The 18256-nt window shown below is 71.3% G+C and carries 16 protein-coding genes and 3 tRNA genes; 11 read left to right on the forward strand and 8 right to left on the reverse strand.

Going from position 1 to position 18256, the window contains the following annotated elements; all coding sequences use genetic code 11:
- The first annotated feature begins 328 nt into the window (after positions 1-328).
- The 3 genes from ABZ078_RS16855 (at position 329) to ABZ078_RS16865 (ending at position 5480) form a co-directional block, all read left to right on the forward strand.
- Positions 329-2638 carry a hypothetical protein gene (locus tag ABZ078_RS16855; protein WP_356575894.1) on the forward strand — a complete coding sequence of 770 codons (2310 nt, stop codon included), beginning with the start codon at positions 329-331 and terminating at the stop codon, positions 2636-2638.
- 342 nt (positions 2639-2980) lie between these two features.
- Positions 2981-4471, forward strand: a complete 1491-nt coding sequence (locus tag ABZ078_RS16860) for a N,N-dimethylformamidase beta subunit family domain-containing protein (protein ID WP_356575895.1) — start codon at positions 2981-2983, stop codon at positions 4469-4471.
- Positions 4472-4580: 109 nt separating this feature from the next.
- Entirely contained in the window at positions 4581-5480 is a 900-nt protein-coding gene (locus ABZ078_RS16865; RefSeq protein WP_356575896.1) for a phosphoribosylaminoimidazolesuccinocarboxamide synthase, read from the forward strand.
- Between the two features lie 39 nt (positions 5481-5519).
- Here ABZ078_RS16865 and ABZ078_RS16870 read toward each other — a convergent pair.
- From ABZ078_RS16870 to ABZ078_RS16905, 8 genes are all read right to left on the reverse strand, one after another.
- Positions 5520-5592: transfer RNA gene (locus ABZ078_RS16870), tRNA-Gly, on the reverse strand.
- 23 nt (positions 5593-5615) lie between these two features.
- Entirely contained in the window at positions 5616-6230 is a 615-nt protein-coding gene (locus tag ABZ078_RS16875) for a response regulator transcription factor (RefSeq protein ID WP_356575898.1), read from the reverse strand.
- Positions 6227-7444, reverse strand: a complete 1218-nt coding sequence (locus ABZ078_RS16880) for a histidine kinase (protein ID WP_356575900.1) — start codon at positions 7442-7444, stop codon at positions 6227-6229. The genes ABZ078_RS16875 and ABZ078_RS16880 overlap by 4 nt, the downstream gene beginning before the upstream one ends.
- A 20-nt stretch (positions 7445-7464) precedes the next feature.
- Positions 7465-8241, reverse strand: coding sequence for an ABC transporter permease (locus tag ABZ078_RS16885; RefSeq protein ID WP_356575902.1), 777 nt, complete (start codon positions 8239-8241; stop codon positions 7465-7467).
- Positions 8238-9203 (reverse strand): ABC transporter ATP-binding protein, encoded by a 966-nt coding sequence (locus ABZ078_RS16890; RefSeq protein ID WP_356575904.1) that lies wholly within the window; start codon positions 9201-9203, stop codon positions 8238-8240. The genes ABZ078_RS16885 and ABZ078_RS16890 overlap by 4 nt, the downstream gene beginning before the upstream one ends.
- Positions 9204-9333: 130 nt before the next feature.
- A tRNA-Gly gene (locus ABZ078_RS16895) sits at positions 9334-9406 on the reverse strand.
- A gap of 80 nt (positions 9407-9486) precedes the next feature.
- Positions 9487-9558: transfer RNA gene (locus tag ABZ078_RS16900), tRNA-Gly, on the reverse strand.
- Positions 9559-9720: 162 nt separating this feature from the next.
- On the reverse strand, positions 9721-10038 hold the full coding sequence (locus ABZ078_RS16905) for an Lsr2 family protein (protein ID WP_128435391.1): 318 nt from the start codon (positions 10036-10038) through the stop codon (positions 9721-9723).
- Positions 10039-10316: 278 nt separating this feature from the next.
- Between ABZ078_RS16905 and purS the strand changes: the two genes are divergently transcribed.
- The 8 genes from purS (at position 10317) to purF (ending at position 18251) form a co-directional block, all read left to right on the forward strand.
- Positions 10317-10580, forward strand: coding sequence for a phosphoribosylformylglycinamidine synthase subunit PurS (gene purS, locus ABZ078_RS16910; RefSeq protein WP_030251612.1), 264 nt, complete (start codon positions 10317-10319; stop codon positions 10578-10580).
- A complete protein-coding gene (purQ, locus tag ABZ078_RS16915) occupies positions 10577-11257 on the forward strand; it encodes a phosphoribosylformylglycinamidine synthase subunit PurQ (protein WP_356575906.1) in 681 nt (226 codons plus the stop codon). Before purS ends, purQ begins: the two co-directional genes overlap by 4 nt.
- Complete coding sequence (gene purL, locus ABZ078_RS16920; protein WP_356575908.1) at positions 11254-13512, forward strand: phosphoribosylformylglycinamidine synthase subunit PurL; 2259 nt, start codon at positions 11254-11256, stop codon at positions 13510-13512. The genes purQ and purL overlap by 4 nt, the downstream gene beginning before the upstream one ends.
- Positions 13513-13633: 121 nt before the next feature.
- Positions 13634-14140, forward strand: a complete 507-nt coding sequence (locus ABZ078_RS16925) for a helix-turn-helix domain-containing protein (protein WP_356575910.1) — start codon at positions 13634-13636, stop codon at positions 14138-14140.
- A gap of 28 nt (positions 14141-14168) precedes the next feature.
- Positions 14169-15002 (forward strand): M23 family metallopeptidase, encoded by an 834-nt coding sequence (locus tag ABZ078_RS16930; protein ID WP_356575912.1) that lies wholly within the window; start codon positions 14169-14171, stop codon positions 15000-15002.
- Between the two features lie 9 nt (positions 15003-15011).
- Entirely contained in the window at positions 15012-15809 is a 798-nt protein-coding gene (locus ABZ078_RS16935) for a sterol carrier family protein (protein ID WP_356575914.1), read from the forward strand.
- An 80-nt stretch (positions 15810-15889) separates the two neighbouring features.
- Positions 15890-16660, forward strand: coding sequence for an META domain-containing protein (locus ABZ078_RS16940; RefSeq protein ID WP_356575916.1), 771 nt, complete (start codon positions 15890-15892; stop codon positions 16658-16660).
- Positions 16661-16721: 61 nt separating this feature from the next.
- Complete coding sequence (gene purF, locus ABZ078_RS16945; RefSeq protein ID WP_356575918.1) at positions 16722-18251, forward strand: amidophosphoribosyltransferase; 1530 nt, start codon at positions 16722-16724, stop codon at positions 18249-18251.
- Positions 18252-18256 lie beyond the last annotated feature (5 nt).

Consider the following 18256-nt stretch of genomic DNA (forward strand, 5'->3'; position numbering starts at 1 on the left):
AGACCCGGAGACCCGAGACCCGGAGACCCCGCCTTCGATAAACCCCGCAGGCCCCGAATCCGTCTCAGGATTCGGGGCCTGTTCCTTGGCTCGACCAGGGGCCTGATCCTCGCTGTCCGTCATCCACCTTTCCCCAAAGCCATTCCATCGAGTGACCGATGCCCCATCCGGCTGACGTGGGCCAAGGCCCCAACTAGGGTGCGGCGCAAGCGTTCCGGCACTTGGCCCACCGGCATTGCGATGTCAGTGGTGGGTGCCACAGTGGGGGAGTGAGCAAAGCCAGGACAGTTCGGACAGCCAGGGCAGCGGGGAGGGGGTGAGGTCCGGCGTGACCGGTATGGGTGTGGAGATGGGTGCGCAGGCGGCGCGTGCACGTGCGCTCGCCGTACTGCGCATCCGTAGCCGTGCGCTCGCCGTGGCCCTGCTGCCCGCCGCGGTCGCCGTGGTGCTGCTCGTGGGCGACTCCACCGGTCACCTCGTCGGCCCGGGCTGGCACGCCGCCCGCTGGGTGGTGACGCCCGTCGCCGTCCTCGTCCTGCTCGTCGCCGCCGGTATCGCCCTGGTCGTCGCCCGCGCCCGCCCCGCCGTCAGCCCGACGGTCCCGATAGCCGAGGCGCAGGCACCCGATCTGTACCGGATGGTGCGCGACCTCGCCGACCGCCTGGACGTCCCCGCCCCGTCCGCCATAGCGCTCACCCCGGACTGCGACAGCTGGCTGGAGGACCGCACCCACCCGTCCCACGGCCCGCCCTCACCCGAGGACGACGACGAACTCCACGGTCTGCGCGGCTCAGCCATGCGCGGCGCCCACCGCCGTACGCCCGCCGCCCCCGTCCTCGTCATCGGCTCCCCGTTCCTGTGGTGGATGCGCGTCGGCGAGCTGCGGGCGGTCCTCGCCCCGGTCGTCGCCGGTACGGGCCCCTCCGCCCATCCGGACATAGCCCTGGCCCGGCGCTTCGTCCGGGGCCTGGACGCCGCCGTGGCCGTCGCCTCGACGCGCGGCCGTTGCCCGGGGTCGCGGGCGGTGTGCGCGGCCCTCGGCTGGGTCGCCCGGTTGCTGTTGCGCAGCTGCCGGGATCACGCCGCCGAGATGGAGCGGGGCGTGGCCGCCGCGGCCGCCGAGCGTGCACAGGCTGTGGATTACGGGCTGCGGATCGTCGCCCAGGAGCAGGTCGGGTTGGCGTACGCGGGCTGGGACCGGCTGCTCACCCGCGTCGCGCTGCCGGCCTGGCGGATGGGCCGCTGGCCGTCCCGGCTGGACGCCGGCGTCGTGGCCGCGCTCACCGAGTTGTCCCGGCGGGACCGGCTGGCGGAGGGGTTCGCCTCCCGGCTGGGTGAGCGTCCCGCCTGCGACCTGCTGGAAGAACCCGGCGCGGTCGACGAGGCCGCCTCGCTGCTCGCCGCCCGCCTCTTCCACGGAGGCCCCGCCGAGCCCGGCCCGGACTGGTCCCCGGTGGGCTGGCAGGAGTATCCGGAGGAGGTCGTCGACCGCAAATGGCGCACCGACGCGGCCCGCCTCCACCGCGTCCTCGACGCCCTCGGCGTCCGCCGCGCCACCGACGGCGCGTCCCCACAGACCGACGGCCCGACCCTGGCCCGAGTCCTGGACCACCTGTCGACGCCACTCCCCACCGACCCCCAGCCGCCCAGCACCACCCACACCACCGACATACAGGCCCTCGCCGCCCGTGCCGGTGACGCCCGGGAGGCCGACGCCTCGGCTCCTGACGCCGAGCCCGCCGATGCGCGCTCCACGGACGCCCCGGCCCCCGCCGCCCGTGCCGGTGACGCCCGGGAGCCCGACGCCTCGGCTCCTGACGCCGAGCCCGCCGAGGCGCGCTCCACGGACGCCCCGGCCCCCGCCGCCCGTGCCGGTGACGCCCGGGAGGCCGACGCCTCCGCCCCTGACGCCGGGCCCGCCGACGCGCCCTCCACGGACGCCCAGGCCCCCGCCGCCCGCGTCGGAGACACTCGGGAATCCGACGCCCCCGCCACTGCCATCCAGGTCGCCGACACAAGTCCCGCGGAGACCCAGGCCCTCACCGCGCACCCCACTCCCACAGCCGAGCAAGCATCGCCCACAACCCCCACAACCCCCATAACCACCACCACCCCCACAACCACCACCACCCCCAACACCCCCCACCCCTCCCTCAACCCCCCCAAAGCCCCCCAGCCCCCCAAGCCCCCCAAACCCCCCTACGCATCCATGGCCGAAGACCCCACCCCCGAAGACGAGGAAACCGAACGCAGCTCCGCTCTCGCCGCCGGCCTGACCGCCGAGCTGGCCCGCGAGGAGGCGGCGGCCCCCGCGGCGCAGACGGCGTCGCCGGCCGCCGGTGCCACCCTCCTCGACATCGGGGCGCTCCCTCTCTTCCCGCTCCAGCCGCCGCGCACGTCACGCGAGTTGCTCACGGACCACGTGACGGCGATGGTGTGCTGCGCCGCGATGGACACCGCCGGCGCGGCCCCCGGCCTGGACTGGCTCGACGGCCCCACCCTCCTGATCAACGGCGAGAGAGCCGCCGATCTGACGCCCAGGGTCCTCAGCCTCATCGAGGACGGCGATCCGGCGCCCTTGCGCGCCTGGCTGCTGGAGTCGGGGATACGCCCGGAGAAGCCGGTACGCCTCGTCTGAACCGCCCCAGGCCCGCACTCGGCTCGCCCCAGGCCCGCCCCCGGCTCGCCCCAGGCCAGCCCTCGGCTCGCCCCAGGCCCGCTCCGGGCCCGCCCGGGGCCCGCCCCAGGCCCGCCCCAAGCCGCCAACGCCAGCTCTATGCAGCCGGAGGCCCTGGTTCCACTTTCGGCCAATTCACAACGAATAGTGACAGGATGCGTGCGCAATGTGATGTGCTGGGATCGATAACGCATATGGCAAGGGCTTACGACATACGCCAGCCGTCGCAAAGCCCGAGTCACCTGGTCACTTGAAGGACAACGCTCGACGCACCACCACGGGGGACGAGGGAGGGGTACGGCCATGGGGTCGGAGCAGATCCGCCGCTGGGAGTCGGGAGCACTCGCGCACGCCGTGACGGACCCCTTCGGCCAGGGCCCCGTCCCCTGGCTGCGCGGCAACGTGACGTACTTCGACGACAGCGGCCAGGTGGTCCCCTGGTACGTCGACGGCCAGGCCCACCCGCCGACGGCGGACACCCCCCGGGTCCCGGCCCCCCGAAGCGCCGGCCCCCGCTCCGCCGACGACATCCACCGCCAGATCAAGGGCTTCACCTCGACCGGCGCGGTGGCCCCCGGCGAGGCCGTCGACTTCCACATCACCGTCGACCCGCCCCAGGAATTCGCCGTCGACGTCTACCGCATCGGCCACTACGGCGGCGACGGCGCGGCCAAGATCACCACCAGCCCGCGCCTCTCCGGCATCGTCCAGCCCCCGCCGCTCACCGCCGACCGCACGGTCTCCTGCCACCACTGGTGGCTGTCCTGGCGCCTCCAGGTGCCCTCGTACTGGACCATCGGCGCGTACGTGGCCGTCCTCACCACCGCCGACGGCTACCGCTCGCACATCCCGTTCACGGTCCGCGACAACCACCCCGCGGACCTGCTCCTGCTCCTCCCGGACATCACCTGGCAGGCGTACAACCTCTACCCCGAGGACGGCCGCACCGGAGCCAGCCTCTACCACGCCTGGGACGAGGACGGCCGTCTGCTCGGCGAGGCCGACGCCGCCACGACCGTCTCCTTCGACCGCCCGTACGCGGGCGCGGGCCTGCCCCTGCACGTCGGCCACGCCTACGACTTCATCCGCTGGGCCGAGCGCTACGGCTACGACCTCGCCTACGCCGAAGCCCGCGACCTGCACGCCGGACACGTCGACCCCACCCGTTACCGCGGCCTGGTCTTCCCCGGCCACGACGAGTACTGGTCGACGAACATGCGCCGTACCGTGGAACTCGCCCGCGAGAACGGCACGTCCCTGGTCTTCCTCTCCGCCAACTCCATGTACTGGCAGGTGGAGTTGGGTCCCTCGCCGTCCGGCGTCCCCGACCGCCTGCTCACCTGCCGCAAACGCAAGGGCCCCGGCCGCCCGGTGCTCTGGCGGGAGATCGACCGCCCCGAGCAGGAGGTGATCGGGATCCAGTACGCGGGCCACGTCCCCGAGCCGCACCCCCTGATCGTCCGCAACGCCGACCACTGGCTGTGGGAGGCGACCGGCGCGCACGAGGGCGACGAGATCGCGGGCATGGTCGCGGGCGAGGCCGACCGCTACTTCCCGCGCGCCCCGCTGCCCGATCATGAGGAACGCATCCTGCTCGCCCACTCCCCGTACACCGACAAGGAGGGCGTCGTCCGCCACCAGGAGACGTCCCTGTACCGCGCCCCGTCCGGCGCCCTGGTCTTCGCGTCCGGGACGTTCGCCTGGTCCCCGGCACTGGACCGCCCGGGCCATGTCGACGCCCGTGTCCAGCGCGCCACGGCCAACCTCCTGGACCGCATCTGCAAACGTGACTGAGCTCACGTACGCCCACGTCACCGCCCCTTTCGACCCCACCCCCACTCCCAGGGCGATCCCCGGCATACGGGAGAATCGAGCCACTTGGACAGAACCACGGGGAGGAACCGTGTCCGGATTCGTAGAAAAGCCCGAGCCGATCGAGGTTCCGGGCTTGGTACACCTGCACACCGGCAAGGTGCGCGAGCTGTACCAGAACGAGGCGGGCGACCTCGTGATGGTCGCCAGCGACCGCATCTCCGCGTACGACTGGGTGCTGCCGACCGAGATCCCCGACAAGGGCCGGATCCTCACCCAGCTCTCCCTGTGGTGGTTCGACCAGATCGCCGACCTGATCCCCAACCACGTCCTGAGCACCGACCTGCCCGCCGGCGCCCCCGCCGACTGGGAGGGCCGCACCCTCGTGTGCAAGTCGCTCCGGATGGTCCCGGTGGAGGCCGTGGCCCGCGGCTACCTCACCGGCTCCGGCCTGGTCGAGTACGACGAGTCCCGCACCGTCTGCGGCCTCGCCCTCCCCGAGGGCCTCGTCGACGGCAGCGAGCTTCCCGCCCCGATCTTCACCCCGGCCACCAAGGCCGCGGTCGGCGAGCACGACGAGAACGTCTCCTACGAGGAGGTCGCCCGCCAGGTCGGCGCCGACACCGCCGCCCAGCTCCGCCAGGCGACCCTCGCCGTCTACTCCCGTGGCCGGGACATCGCACGCGACCGCGGCATCATCCTCGCGGACACCAAGTTCGAGTTCGGCTTCGACGGGGAGACGCTGGTCATCGCCGACGAGATCCTCACCCCGGACTCCTCCCGCTTCTGGCCGGCCGACCAGTGGGAGCCGGGCCGCGCGCAGCCGTCGTACGACAAGCAGTTCGTCCGTGACTGGCTGACCTCGCCGGCCTCCGGCTGGGAGCGCAGGAGCGAGCAGCCCCCGCCGCCACTGCCGCAGGACGTCGTGGACGCGACCCGGGCGAAGTACGCGGAGGCGTACGAGCGCCTGACGGGCACGAGCTGGGCGTGACGCGAAAGGCCCCCGGAGAACCGGGGGCCTTCGAAAGAGAGCGGACGACGAGGCTCGAACTCGCGACCTCAACCTTGGCAAGGTTGCGCTCTACCAACTGAGCTACGTCCGCACTGCGCCGTGGCGCGAGAGCAACTATACCCAACCTCGCTCGCGCGCGAGACGCACCGCCGTGTGCCGGTTCTCCGCCCCGAGCTTGGAGACGGCGGACGACAGATAGTTCCGTACGGTCCCCTGCGACAGCGCGGCCCGCTCCGCGATCTCCGCGACGGGCGCCCCGTCGGCGGCGAGTTCCAGCACCTCGGCCTCCCGCGCGGTCAGCGGCGAGTCCCCGGCGGCGATCGCGTCGGCGGCCAACTCCGGGTCGACGTAACGGTTCCCGGCGTGCACCGTGCGGATGATCTCCGCGAGCCGCTGAGCGCTGACGGTCTTCGGGACGAATCCCCGCACACCCGCCTCCAGGGCCCGCTTCAGATGTCCCGGCCGGCCGTGACTGGTCACGATCAGCACCTTGCAGCCGGGCAGTTCGGCGCGCAGCGATGTGGCGACCTTCACACCGTCCGCGCCGGGCATCTGAAGATCCAGTACGGCGACGTCGGGCTCGTGCGCCCGGGCCATCGCCAGCGCCTCGGGTCCGGTGGCCGCCTCGGCGACGATCACGAGGTCGTCCTCCAGGGAGAGCAGCGTGGCGAGCGCGCCGCGGATCAGATGCTCGTCGTCGGCGAGCAGCAGCCGTACCGGGGCGGTCATACGGTGACCTCCCGCACGCCCGCCGTCAACGGCACCTCCGCCACCACCCGGAACGCGCCTGCCCCGACGCGTCCGGCCTCCAGGGTCCCGTCCACCGCCGCCAGCCGCTCCCGCAGCCCGGCCAGTCCCGAGCCCCCGCCCCCGTCGGGGGCCCCGGCGGCACCGTCGTTCTCCACCGTCAACACCACACGTCCTTCCGTCACCCGCACGCCCACCGCGCACCGCCCGGCGTCGCCGTGCCGCAGCACATTGGTGGTCGCCTCCCGTACCACCCAGGCCAGCGCCGACTGCACCTCGGCGGGCAGCCCGGCCGCCTCGCCGGTCACCTCGCACCGGATCCCGGCCGCCGTCAGCACACCCTGCGCGCCGGCGAGTTCGACCTCCAGGTCGGCCTCTCGATATCCCCGTACGACATCCCGCACCTCGCGCTGTGACTCCTGCGCGATCCGCTGCACCTCGATCATCTGCTCCACCGCCTCGGGCCGCTCGCGCCGAGCCAGCTGCACGGCGAGCTCGCTCTTGAGGGCGATGACGGCCAGGTTCCTGCCGAGCACGTCGTGCAGATCCCGCCCGAACCGCAGCCGCTCCTCGGCGATCGCGAGCCGGGTGCGGGTCTCGCGGGCCTCGTCGAGCTCGTAGACGGCCCTGAGCAGCCAGACGGAGAAGACCGCGGTGGAGCCGATGAAGGCGCCGCCGAACAACACCGTCAGCGCTCTGACCAGCGCGGCGAGCGCGGGCTGCCCCATCAGGAAGGCGAGGAGTCCCGCACCCGCCGCGAAGCCCGAGACGACGGCGTACACGCGTCGTCGGCTGCGCACTCCGAGCGCGATGATGCCCGAGCCGAAGGTCAGCACGACGCCGAAGGCCCCGTTCGCCACGGTGTCGGCGCTGTTCGGACCGTGCTCGGTGACGGCGAGGGCTGTGACGGCGACCGCCACCGTGACGGCGCCGAGCGTCCACAGCAGCCGTACGGGCTGCGCACGCCGGCCGCACGCCCAGTCCACCGTCCGCGACACGGTCAGGGAGCAGATCGCCGTGTGCGCGCACACCATGAGCAGCAGCCAGCCGCCCAGCCGGTGCCCGGCCGCGCCGATGACCGGCAGGGCGGCCGTCACGACTCCGACGATCGCGATGAAGTGGAACGACCACCGCGTGTACGTCTCGACCTTCGCCGGCGTGCTCTTTCCCCGCCACCACTTGCCCGGCCCGCGCATTCCGCCGCTCTCCCCCTACGTCAACGCCGTGGCTCCCACCGGAACCACCGCCGTACAGCAAACACGCCGATGACCGTCCAGGCCAGGCCGGTCGCCACGGCGCCCAGTGCCTCGTACGCGGACAGGTCACCGGTCCAGCCGCCGCGCAGGAGTGTGATCACCGGGGTCAGCGGCAGCAGTTCGCACACCGAGGCCAACCGGTCGGGCAGGACCTCCAGGGGGACGAACATGCCGGAGCCGAGCATCGAGACCATCATCACCGGCAGCGTGGTGACCTGGGCGCTCTCGGTGGTGCGGGTGAACGCCGAGGTGACCGCCGCGAGCGAGGCGCACAGCACAAGGCCCAGCAGCAGTGCCGGTACGGCGAGATAGGGGGCGGGGGGCGCGGGGACGTCGAGAAGGACGATGCAGCCGGCCGCCAGGAGCAGGGACTGCACCAGGCCCGTGGCGAGGGCCGGCAGGGCGGACCCGGCGAGGATCTCGGTGTCCCGCAGCTCCCCCGTGCGCAACCGCTTGAGGACGAGTTCCTCGCGCCGGGCGGTGAAGACGCCGACGAGCGCCCCGTACACCGCGAAGAGCAGCGAGAACCCGATCGCGGCGGGCAGGACGACGGTGCCGACGGTGAGGCCGGACTTCTCGAGGTCCATGTCCTTGGTCGCGGACCACACGCTGAACGGCATGACCAGGGGCACGAACAGGGCGGCGACGAGTGTCCCCCTGCTGCGTCCGAGCAGCGTCAGCTCGGCGCGGGCCAACGCCGTCATCCGGCCCGCCGGGGTGGTGACCGTACCGCTCATGCCGCGTACTCCTTCGCCGCCGTCTTCTCCGCGCCGGGCGCCTCCCGGGCGATCCCCAGGAACGCCTCCTCCAGCGAGGCCGACCGCACATCGAGCCGGTGCAGCTCCACTCCGGCCCGCTCGGCCCAGGCCAGCAGTCGGGTCGCCGCCCGCTGCAACTGCCGCGTTCGCAGCCGTACGACCCGCCCGTGGACCTCGTGCCCGGAGACGCCGAGCTCGTCGAGCGGCGGCAGGTCCCCCAGGAAGTAGCCCTCGGGCAGTTCGAAGGAGATCCGCGACGGCTGGGCCGCGGTCACCTCGGCCGGTGTCCCGGTGGCCGCGATCCGCCCCTCGTGCAGGATCGCGAGCCGGTCGGCGAGGTCCTCGGCCTCCTCCAGGTAGTGCGTGGTCAGCAGCACCGTCGTACCGGCGTCGCGCAGCGCCCGCACCAACTCCCAGGTGTCCCGGCGCCCTTCGGCGTCCAGTCCGGTCGTCGGCTCGTCCAGGAACAGCACCTCGGGATCGCCGAGCAGCGCGAGCGCCAGGTCCAGACGCCGCCGCTCACCCCCGGACAGCTGCTTGACCCGTACGCGGGCCTTCCCGGCCAGCCCGACCAGTTCCAGCACCTCCAGCGGCGGCCGCGCCCCGCTGACGCACCCCGCCCACATCCGCGCGGTCTCGGCGACGGTCAGCTCGGACGGAAAGCCGCCCTCCTGCAACATCACCCCGGTCCGCGGCCGTACGGCGGCCCGCTCGGTGCGGGGATCGTGCCCGAGCACCCGCACCCGTCCCCCGGCGGGCCGGGCGAGCCCCTCCAGCAGTTCGACGGTCGACGTCTTGCCGGCGCCGTTGGTGCCGAGCAGCGCGAAGACCTCGCCGCGGTCCACGGAGAACGAGATTCCGCGCACCGCCTCGAACCCGCCCCCGTACACACGCCGCAGGTCAGTGACCTCAATCACGTGTTCGTGTTCGTTGGTGTTCATGACATCAGCGTCCCGGCTACCGGGCCCCGCCAGCAGTGCGCGCTGTCACCACTCCACATGACAAATGTCAGGCGGACATACGCCGCACAACGAAAAGACCCCGGTCCAGTGGACCGGGGTCTCATTCCCGAGCGGACGACGAGGCTCGAACTCGCGACCTCAACCTTGGCAAGGTTGCGCTCTACCAACTGAGCTACGTCCGCATTGCCCCCGACCGGCTCTCACCGATCGGTGCGAGCACCAGCCTACCTGATCCACTTCAGTGGTCCGTACGACGGTGCAGAGCGGGTGACAGGAATTGCACACTGCGCCTTCCCCCTGGAAGGGGGATGTTCTGCTACTGAACTACACCCGCATGCCTTCGCGAGCTGGGCTTTTTCTGCCCCGCCCGGCGGCGTGTCCCAGACACTAGCTGATCGGCAGGGGGGTAGCGCAAGTCGGTTGCCGCGCCGGCCCGCACAAGTCGACTGCCCCCAGGGCCCGCTGACGGACCCTGGGGACACGCTCTGAGGTCACCTCACCGCGCGGAGGCGAAGGCCTCGTAGACCTTCTTGGGGATCCGGCCGCGGGCCGGTACCTCCATCTTGTTGGCCTGGGCCCAGGCCCGGACGGCCGCCGGGTCAGGGGCGACCTCGGTCTGCTTGTACGCCTTGCCCGACTTGGACCGCTTGCGGCCGGCTTCCACGTACGGCGCGAGCGCCTTACGCAGTTTCTTGGCATTGGCTTCATTCAGGTCGATCTCGTACGACTTGCCGTCGAGTCCGAAGGCGATCGTTTCCGCCGCTTCCGAGCCGTCGATGTCGTCAAAGAGAGTGACCACGACCTTCTGCGCCACGAATATCGGTCCCTTCGTACGGCACGTTGACAATTCATTTGTACAGTGCCCGACAATGCGATGTGAAGCTCGACTAAATCCTTCCGCGTGTCCGAGCGCAATAGGTCTCGGGTGTCGATCCGGGATCTTTTCCGGAACTTTTCGCCGACCGGCACCCTTCCGTCAGGCCGTGATGGCCGTCACGTAGCTTCCTACAAGTCGACGCGCGTAGAAATTTTGTGCAGGTAGTCTGAAACCACTGCAGGAACCTGCTCAGCACCACACCACCGGGAGTGCACGTGGCACGCGTCGTAGTCGACGTCATGCTCAAGCCGGAGATCCTCGACCCCCAGGGCCAGGCGGTGCAGCGCGCACTGCCGCGGCTGGGTTTCGACGGCATCTCGGACGTCCGTCAGGGAAAGCGTTTCGAACTGGAAGTTGACGGGCCGGTCGACGAGGCCGCGCTCGCCCGCATCCATGATCTCGCGGAATCCTTCCTCGCCAACACCGTGATCGAGGACTTCACCGTCCGCGTCGAGGAAGTCGCGGAGGCCGTGAAGTGACCGCTCGTATTGGCGTCGTCACTTTCCCGGGCTCCCTCGACGACCGGGACACCCAGCGTGCGATCCGCCTCGCGGGCGCCGAGCCGGTCGCCCTGTGGCACAAGGACAAGGACCTCAAGCAGGTCGACGCGGTGGTGCTGTGCGGCGGTTTCTCCTACGGCGACTATCTGCGCGCCGGGGCCATCGCCCGCTTCTCCCCGGTGATGGAGCCGCTGCTGGAGCAGGCGAGGGCCGGTCTGCCGGTCCTCGGTATCTGCAACGGCTTCCAGATCCTCACCGAGGCGCACCTGCTGCCGGGCACGATGCTGCGCAACAACCACCTGCACTTCATCTGCCGTGACCAGAAGCTGCGGGTGGAGAACGCCGAGACCGCCTGGACCACCGACTACACGGCCGGCCAGGAGATCCACATCCCGCTGAAGAACATCGACGGGCAGTACGTCGCCGACGCGTACACGCTCGACAAGCTGGAGGCCGAGGGCCGGGTCGCGTTCCGCTACCTCGACCTCAACCCCAACGGGTCCCTGCGGGACATCGCCGGCGTCACCAACGAGACCGGCAACGTCGTGGGTCTGATGCCGCACCCGGAGCACGCCGTCGAGTCGCTCATCGGCACCGGCCGCACCGACGGCCTCCCCTTCTTCACCTCGATCCTCAAGAAGCTGGTCAACGCATGAGCCGGACGCCTCTGGACACGGTCGAGCACGCGGCCGCGACCCCCGACGTCGAGCTGCCCTGGGCCGAACTCGGCCTGAAGAAGGACGAGTACGAGAGGGTCGTGGAGATCCTCGGCCGCCGCCCGACCGGCGCCGAACTCGCCATGTACTCCGTCATGTGGTCCGAGCACTGCTCGTACAAGTCCTCCAAGGTCCACCTCCGCCAGTTCGGCGAGAAGGCCCCCGAGTCCGACGCGATGCTCGTCGGCATCGGCGAGAACGCCGGTGTCGTGGACGTCGGCCAGGGCTACGCGGTCACCTTCAAGGTCGAGTCGCACAACCACCCGTCGTACGTCGAGCCCTACCAGGGCGCGGCCACCGGCGTCGGCGGCATCGTGCGCGACATCATCGCCATGGGCGCCCGCCCGGTCGCGGTCGTCGACCCGCTGCGCTTCGGCGCCGCCGACCACCCCGACACCAAGCGCGTCCTGCCCGGCGTCGTCGCCGGCATCGGCGGCTACGGCAACTGCCTGGGCCTGCCCAACATCGGCGGCGAGGTCGTCTTCGACGCCTGCTACCAGGGCAACCCGCTGGTCAACGCCGGTGCCATCGGCGTGATGCGGCACGAGGACATCCACCTCGCCAAGGCGTCCGGCGCGGGCAACAAGGTCATCCTGTACGGGGCCCGTACCGGTGGTGACGGCATCGGCGGCGCCTCGATCCTCGCCTCCGAGACCTTCGACGACGCCAAGCCGTCGAAGCGCCCGGCCGTGCAGGTCGGCGACCCCTTCCAGGAGAAGCTGCTCATCGAGTGCACCCTGGAGGCGTTCAAGGAGAAGCTGGTCGTCGGCATCCAGGACCTGGGCGCGGCGGGCCTGTCCTGCGCCACGTCCGAGCTGGCCTCCAACGGCTCCGGCGGCATGCGCGTGACCCTGGACGACGTACCCCTGCGCGACTCCACGCTCTCGCCCGAGGAGATCCTCATGAGCGAGTCGCAGGAGCGCATGTGCGCGGTCGTGGAGCCGGAGAAGGTCGACCGGTTCCTGGAGATCTGCGAGAAGTGGGACGTCATCGCCACCGTCATCGGTGAGGTCACCGACGGCGACCGCCTGGAGATCTACTGGCACGGCGGCAAGATCGTCGACGTCGACCCGCGCACGGTGGCGCACGAGGGCCCGGTCTACGAGCGCCCGTACGCCCGCCCGTCCTGGCAGGACGAGCTCCAGGCCGACGACGCGAACAAGCTGCCGCGCCCGGCGACGAGCGAGGAGCTGAGGGACCAGGTCCTGAAGCTGGTCGCGTCGCCCAACCAGGCCAGCAAGAAGTGGGTCACCTCGCAGTACGACCACTTCGTGCAGGGCAACACCGTCCTCGCCCAGCCCGAGGACTCCGGCATGATCCGCATCGACGAGGAGACCGGCCTCGGCGTCGCCATCGCGACGGACGGCAACGGCCGGTACGCCAAGCTGGACCCGTACGCGGGCGCCCAGTTGGCCCTCGCCGAGGCATACCGCAACGTCGCCACGACCGGTGCCAAGCCGCTCGCGGTCTCCGACTGCCTGAACTTCGGCTCGCCCGAAGACCCGGCCGTCATGTGGCAGTTCGCGGAGGCGGTGCGCGGACTGGCCGACGCCTGCCAGCAGTTGGGCACGCCGGTGACGGGTGGCAACGTCTCGCTCTACAACCAGACGGGCGAGGTGGCGATCCACCCGACCCCGGTCGTCGCGGTCCTGGGCGTCATCGACGACGTCGCCCGGCGCACGCCGGTCGCCTTCCAGGAGGAGGGCCAGCTGCTGTACCTCCTCGGCGACACGCGTGAGGAGTTCGGCGGTTCGGCGTGGTCGCAGGTGGTCCACGACCACCTGGGCGGCCTGCCTCCGAAGGTGGACCTGGAGCGCGAGCGCCTGCTGGCCGAGATCCTGATCTCCGCCTCCCGCGACGGCATGATCGACTCCGCGCACGACCTGTCCGACGGCGGTCTGATCCAGGCGGTCGTCGAGTCGGCGCTGCTCGGCGGCAAGGGCGCCCGCCTGATCGTCCCGGACGGTCTGGACGCCTTCACCTTCCTCTTCTCCGAGTCGGCCGGCCGCGCGGTTGTCGCCGTGCCGCGCTCCGAGGAGGTCCGCTTCAACGACATGTGCGGCGCCCGGGGCCTGCCGGCCACCCGCATCGGTGTCGTCGACGGCGACTCCGTCGACATCCAGGGCGAGTTCGCGCTCACTCTGGAGGAGCTGCGGACGGCGCACGAGGAGACCATCCCGGCGCTGCTCGCCTGAGTTCCGCACCCCCAAGCCCCCGTCCGGTCCGCCGGACGGGGGCTTCGTCGTGCCGTCCCCACCCTCGGTCCACTGACTCCCGCCGCTTGCACGTAATTACGTAGTTCCGTAATATCGAGCCGTGGAGCTCGAACTCGAACAACGCGTCGCCGACCTGGAGCGACGGCTGGCAGCGCTGGAGAACGCGCGGCACACCGCCCCGCGCCTCGGTGAGGGTGACTTCTGGGCCCTGCACGGGTTCAAGGAACAGCTGGCCGAGCTGAAGGCGGCCGACGGAGGAGTGCTGTTCACCGGGGCCGTCCGCCTTCCGACCGGGGAGCAGTACGAGTGGCAGCACGGCGCACTGACCGAGGGGCTGCTGGACGACGACTGGCCGGGGGCCGCCGAGTCGTTCGCGGCGCTCGGTCATCCGGTGCGGCTGCGGCTGCTGCGCGAGGTCATCGGCGGCCGGCGCACCGCGGCCGAACTGGCCGAGCTGGAGGAGATCGGCACGACCGGCCAGATCTACCACCACCTGCGCCAACTCACCGGCGCCGGCTGGCTGCACACCACCGGCCGCGGCCGCTACGAGGTGCCGCCGGGGCGGGTCGTACCGCTCCTGGTGGCGCTGTCGGCGGCCCGCCCGTGAACGACTGAACCACCGCACTGGGGGAACGATGTCCGCACGCAAGCTCGTCAAGATCGTCTACCGCTTTCTCCAGCTGACGTTCGTCGGCCTGGTGATCGCCCACGTCTCGCTGGACTGGGGATACCCGTGGTGGTGGAACTTCCTGCCGCTCGCCCTGTCCTACGCGATCCTCATCGCGGCCCACCGGTGGGGCGGCGCCCCGGACAGCCCCCGCGCGGCCCGCGAGCCGGTCGAGGTCGACCCGCCCGTCACCGGCCGCTGGTCCGCGCTGAACAGCCCGGCCGACCGCACGCCGAGCCATGGCACGCACGCCTACGGCCAGACGTACGCCATCGACGTCGTCGCCGAGCCCGAGCCGGGCGCCCGCCCAGGCTTCAGCCGGCTGTGGCCGCTCGCCCGCCGCACCAGCGCCTTTCCCGCCTTCGGCGCCCCGCTGCTCGCGGTGGCCGACGGCACCGTCGTACGGGCCACCGACGGTCAGCGCGACCACCTCAGCCGCACCTCCCTGTTCGCGCTGCTCTACCTGATGGTGGTCGAGGCGTCCGTGCGTGACCTGGCCGGCGTCAAGTGGGTCATCGGCAACCACGTCGTCCTCGACCTCGGCGACGGCACCCACGCCCTCTACGCCCACGTCCAGCGCGGCTCGCTCACCGTCCGCGAGGGCGACCGGGTGCGGGCCGGACAGCCGATCGCCCGCTGCGGCAACTCCGGCAACACCACCGAACCCCACCTCCACTTCCAGCTGATGGACGGCCCCGACCCGGACACCGCCCGCGGCATCCCCTTCACCTGGCGCGGAATCGGCGTCCCTCGCAACCACGAGATCTTCGAGGCGCCCGCGACGGCGTCCCAGCCCGCATAGGCTGCCGCCATGTCCCCGGCCAAGAAGCGCACCCGCAGCTACGACCCCGTCAAGATCCGCGCCGCCGTCCTGGCCCAGTTCGGGAACGTGCGGCCGGCCGTCCTTACCCTCACCCCCGAGCAGCTCGCGCGCCCCACCCGCCTCGGCGACTGGACCGTGCGAGAACTGGCCGCGCATATCGCCATGGCCGTCGAGAGCGTCAGCCGGACCATCGACCTGGAGCCGCCCGCGAAGGCCGAACTCGCCCTCCTCGACTGGCCGTTCGCGACCGCTGCACTGGCGGCCGCGGGCGCCGGGCGGACCCGCGACTTCGCCCGCGAGCACCCTGACCTCGACGTGCTGTACGCCCGCACCGAACAACGGCTGACCGAGCGGCTGGCCGCCACCCCGGGCGAGCGGTTGCTCGCCACCCGTCCCGGGTTCATGACCCTGGCCGACTACCTGGTCACCCGTACCGTCGAACTCGTCGTCCACACCGACGACCTGAACGCCGCCGTCCCCGGCCTCGACATCCCCTACGACCGCCAGGCCCTCGCCGCCTGCACCCGCCTCCTCGCCGACGCGCTCGCCACCAGGGCGCCCGGCGGCTCGACCGAGGTGCGGATACCGCCGTACGCCGTCGTGCAGTGCGTCGAGGGGCCGAAGCACACCCGGGGCACCCCGCCCAACGTCGTCGAGACCGACCCGCTGACCTGGATCCGGCTCGCGACCGGGCGGCTGGCGTGGCCGCGGGCCCTCGCGGACGCCGAGGTGAGCGCGCACGGGGAACGGGCCGACCTGGGCGGACTGCTGCCGCTCATGGGGTGAGACCCGACAAGCGGAATCGAGCGGAACCGGTCCCGCGTCCCTCCCGTCCCACCGGCATGAAGACACTCGGCACACTCGGTATGGACAAGCAGCGACTGGTCGCCCTGGCCGCGCTGACCCTCCTCCCGCTCACCGCGGCCTGCGGCAGCGAGAAGGCGGGCAGCGACACCGTCGGCGTCGGAGCGTCGGCCTCCGTCGCCGGCGCCCACTGGGCCGTCGACGACGTCACCGTCGACGGCAAGAGGAACGCCGCCCCGGGCAACGCCTACCTGCGGATCGCCGACGGCGGCAGGGTCGAGGGCAACCTCGGCTGCAACAACTTCGGCGCCGAGGCCTCCTTCGAGGACAGCCGCGTCACCTTCGACAAGCTGCAGGCGACCGAGATGGCCTGCGAGGGCGTCCCCGCCGACTTCGAGCAGACCCTCGCCCGCACCCTCGCCGACGGCGACCTCACCACCGAGGTCGACGGCGACAAGCTCACCCTCACCACCGCGGACGGCGACCGGGTGGCCCTCACCAAGCAGGAGGCCGCCCCGCTCAAGGGCACGAAGTGGACCGTCACCAGCCCCGACAGCGACGGCAACGCCCACCTCACCTTCGACGAGAAGGCCGGACAGGTCAGCGGCAGCCTCGGCTGCAACAAGGTGAGGGCTAAGGCGACGGTCAGCGACGGCCGTATCACGCTCGGCACCGCGTCCACCACCCGAATGATGTGCGACACCTCACTCATGAATACGGAGAAGACCCTCCTGGCACTCTTCGACGGCACGGTGAAGTACGAACTCGACCACCGCAATCTCACCCTGACCAGCGAAAACGGCGACAGCGTCAAGGCGACCGCCGCCGAGTGATCCTTTACGGGCGCGTATCCCCAATTCGGACCAGTGGTCGATCTCGCCTACACTCGGTGGCGTGCCACGTGGTGACGGACGACTCAACCACGACCTGCTCCCCGGCGAGAAGGGCCCCCAGGACGCTTGCGGCGTCTTCGGTGTCTGGGCTCCGGGCGAAGAGGTCGCAAAGCTCACGTACTTCGGGCTCTACGCCCTCCAGCATCGGGGCCAGGAATCCGCGGGAATCGCGGTCAGCAACGGCTCCCAGATCCTCGTCTTCAAGGACATGGGCCTGGTCTCCCAGGTCTTCGACGAGACCTCGCTCGGTTCGCTCCAGGGTCACATCGCGGTCGGTCACGCCCGCTACTCGACCACCGGCGCCTCCGTGTGGGAGAACGCCCAGCCGACGTTCCGCGCCACCGCGCACGGCTCCATCGCGCTCGGCCACAACGGCAACCTGGTCAACACCGCCCAGCTCGCGGAGATGGTCGCCGACCTGCCCAAGCAGGAAGGCGGCCGCACTCCGCGCGTCGCGGCCACCAACGACACCGACCTGCTGACCGCGCTGCTCGCGGCCCAGGTCGACGAGGACGGCAAGCCGCTGACCATCGAGGAGGCCGCCCACCAGGTCCTCCCGCAGGTCAAGGGCGCCTTCTCCCTCGTCTTCATGGACGAGCACACCCTCTACGCCGCCCGTGACCCGCAGGGCATCCGCCCGCTGGTCCTCGGCCGCCTGGAGCGCGGCTGGGTCGCCGCGTCCGAGTCCGCCGCGCTCGACATCGTCGGCGCCAGCTACGTCCGCGAGATCGAGCCGGGCGAGTTCGTCGCCATCGACGAGAACGGCCTGCGCACCTCCCGATTCGCGGAAGCGAAGCCCAAGGGCTGTGTCTTCGAGTACGTGTACCTGGCCCGCCCGGACACCGACATCGCCGGCCGGAACGTCTACCTCTCCCGTGTGGAGATGGGCCGCAAGCTCGCGAAGGAAGCCCCGGTCGAGGCCGACCTGGTCATAGCGACCCCGGAGTCCGGCACCCCGGCCGCCATCGGCTACGCGGAGGCGAGCGGAATCCCGTTCGGCGCGGGTCTGGTGAAGAACGCCTACGTCGGCCGTACGTTCATCCAGCCCTCGCAGACCATCCGCCAGCTCGGCATCCGCCTGAAGCTGAACCCGCTCAAGGAAGTCATCAAGGGCAAGCGCCTGGTCGTCGTCGACGACTCCATCGTGCGCGGCAACACCCAGCGCGCCCTGGTCCGCATGCTCCGCGAGGCGGGCGCCGCCGAGGTCCACATCCGGATCTCCTCGCCGCCCGTGAAGTGGCCGTGCTTCTTCGGCATCGACTTCGCCACCCGCGCCGAGCTCATCGCCAACGGCATGACCATCGAGGAGATCGGCACCTCGCTCGGCGCCGACTCGCTGTCGTACATCTCCATCGACGGCATGATCGAGGCGACCACCATCGCCAAGCCGAACCTGTGCCGCGCCTGCTTCGACGGCGAGTACCCGATGGAGCTCCCGGACCCCGAGCTGCTCGGCAAGCAGCTCCTGGAGACCGAGCTCGCGGCCGGTACGGCCGCCCCGGCTGCCGTCGACGCGATCCGTCGCCCGTAAGCCCC

Origin of the sequence: Streptomyces sp. NPDC006385 (assembly GCF_040612485.1) — a bacterium.
Lineage (GTDB): Bacteria > Actinomycetota > Actinomycetes > Streptomycetales > Streptomycetaceae > Streptomyces.

Bases quoted from the DNA above. Each gene is read 5' to 3' on its own strand.
- ABZ078_RS16940 (WP_356575916.1), top strand. From the start codon at position 15,890: ATGGACAAGCAGCGACTGGTCGCCCTGGCCGCGCTGACCCTCCTCCCG.
- ABZ078_RS16885 (WP_356575902.1), bottom strand. From the start codon at position 8,241: ATGAGCGGTACGGTCACCACCCCGGCGGGCCGGATGACGGCGTTGGCC.
- ABZ078_RS16880 (WP_356575900.1), bottom strand. From the start codon at position 7,444: ATGCGCGGGCCGGGCAAGTGGTGGCGGGGAAAGAGCACGCCGGCGAAG.
- purL (WP_356575908.1), top strand. From the start codon at position 11,254: ATGAGCCGGACGCCTCTGGACACGGTCGAGCACGCGGCCGCGACCCCC.
- ABZ078_RS16890 (WP_356575904.1), bottom strand. From the start codon at position 9,203: ATGAACACCAACGAACACGAACACGTGATTGAGGTCACTGACCTGCGG.
- ABZ078_RS16930 (WP_356575912.1), top strand. From the start codon at position 14,169: ATGTCCGCACGCAAGCTCGTCAAGATCGTCTACCGCTTTCTCCAGCTG.
- ABZ078_RS16935 (WP_356575914.1), top strand. From the start codon at position 15,012: ATGTCCCCGGCCAAGAAGCGCACCCGCAGCTACGACCCCGTCAAGATC.
- ABZ078_RS16860 (WP_356575895.1), top strand. From the start codon at position 2,981: ATGGGGTCGGAGCAGATCCGCCGCTGGGAGTCGGGAGCACTCGCGCAC.
- ABZ078_RS16875 (WP_356575898.1), bottom strand. From the start codon at position 6,230: ATGACCGCCCCGGTACGGCTGCTGCTCGCCGACGACGAGCATCTGATC.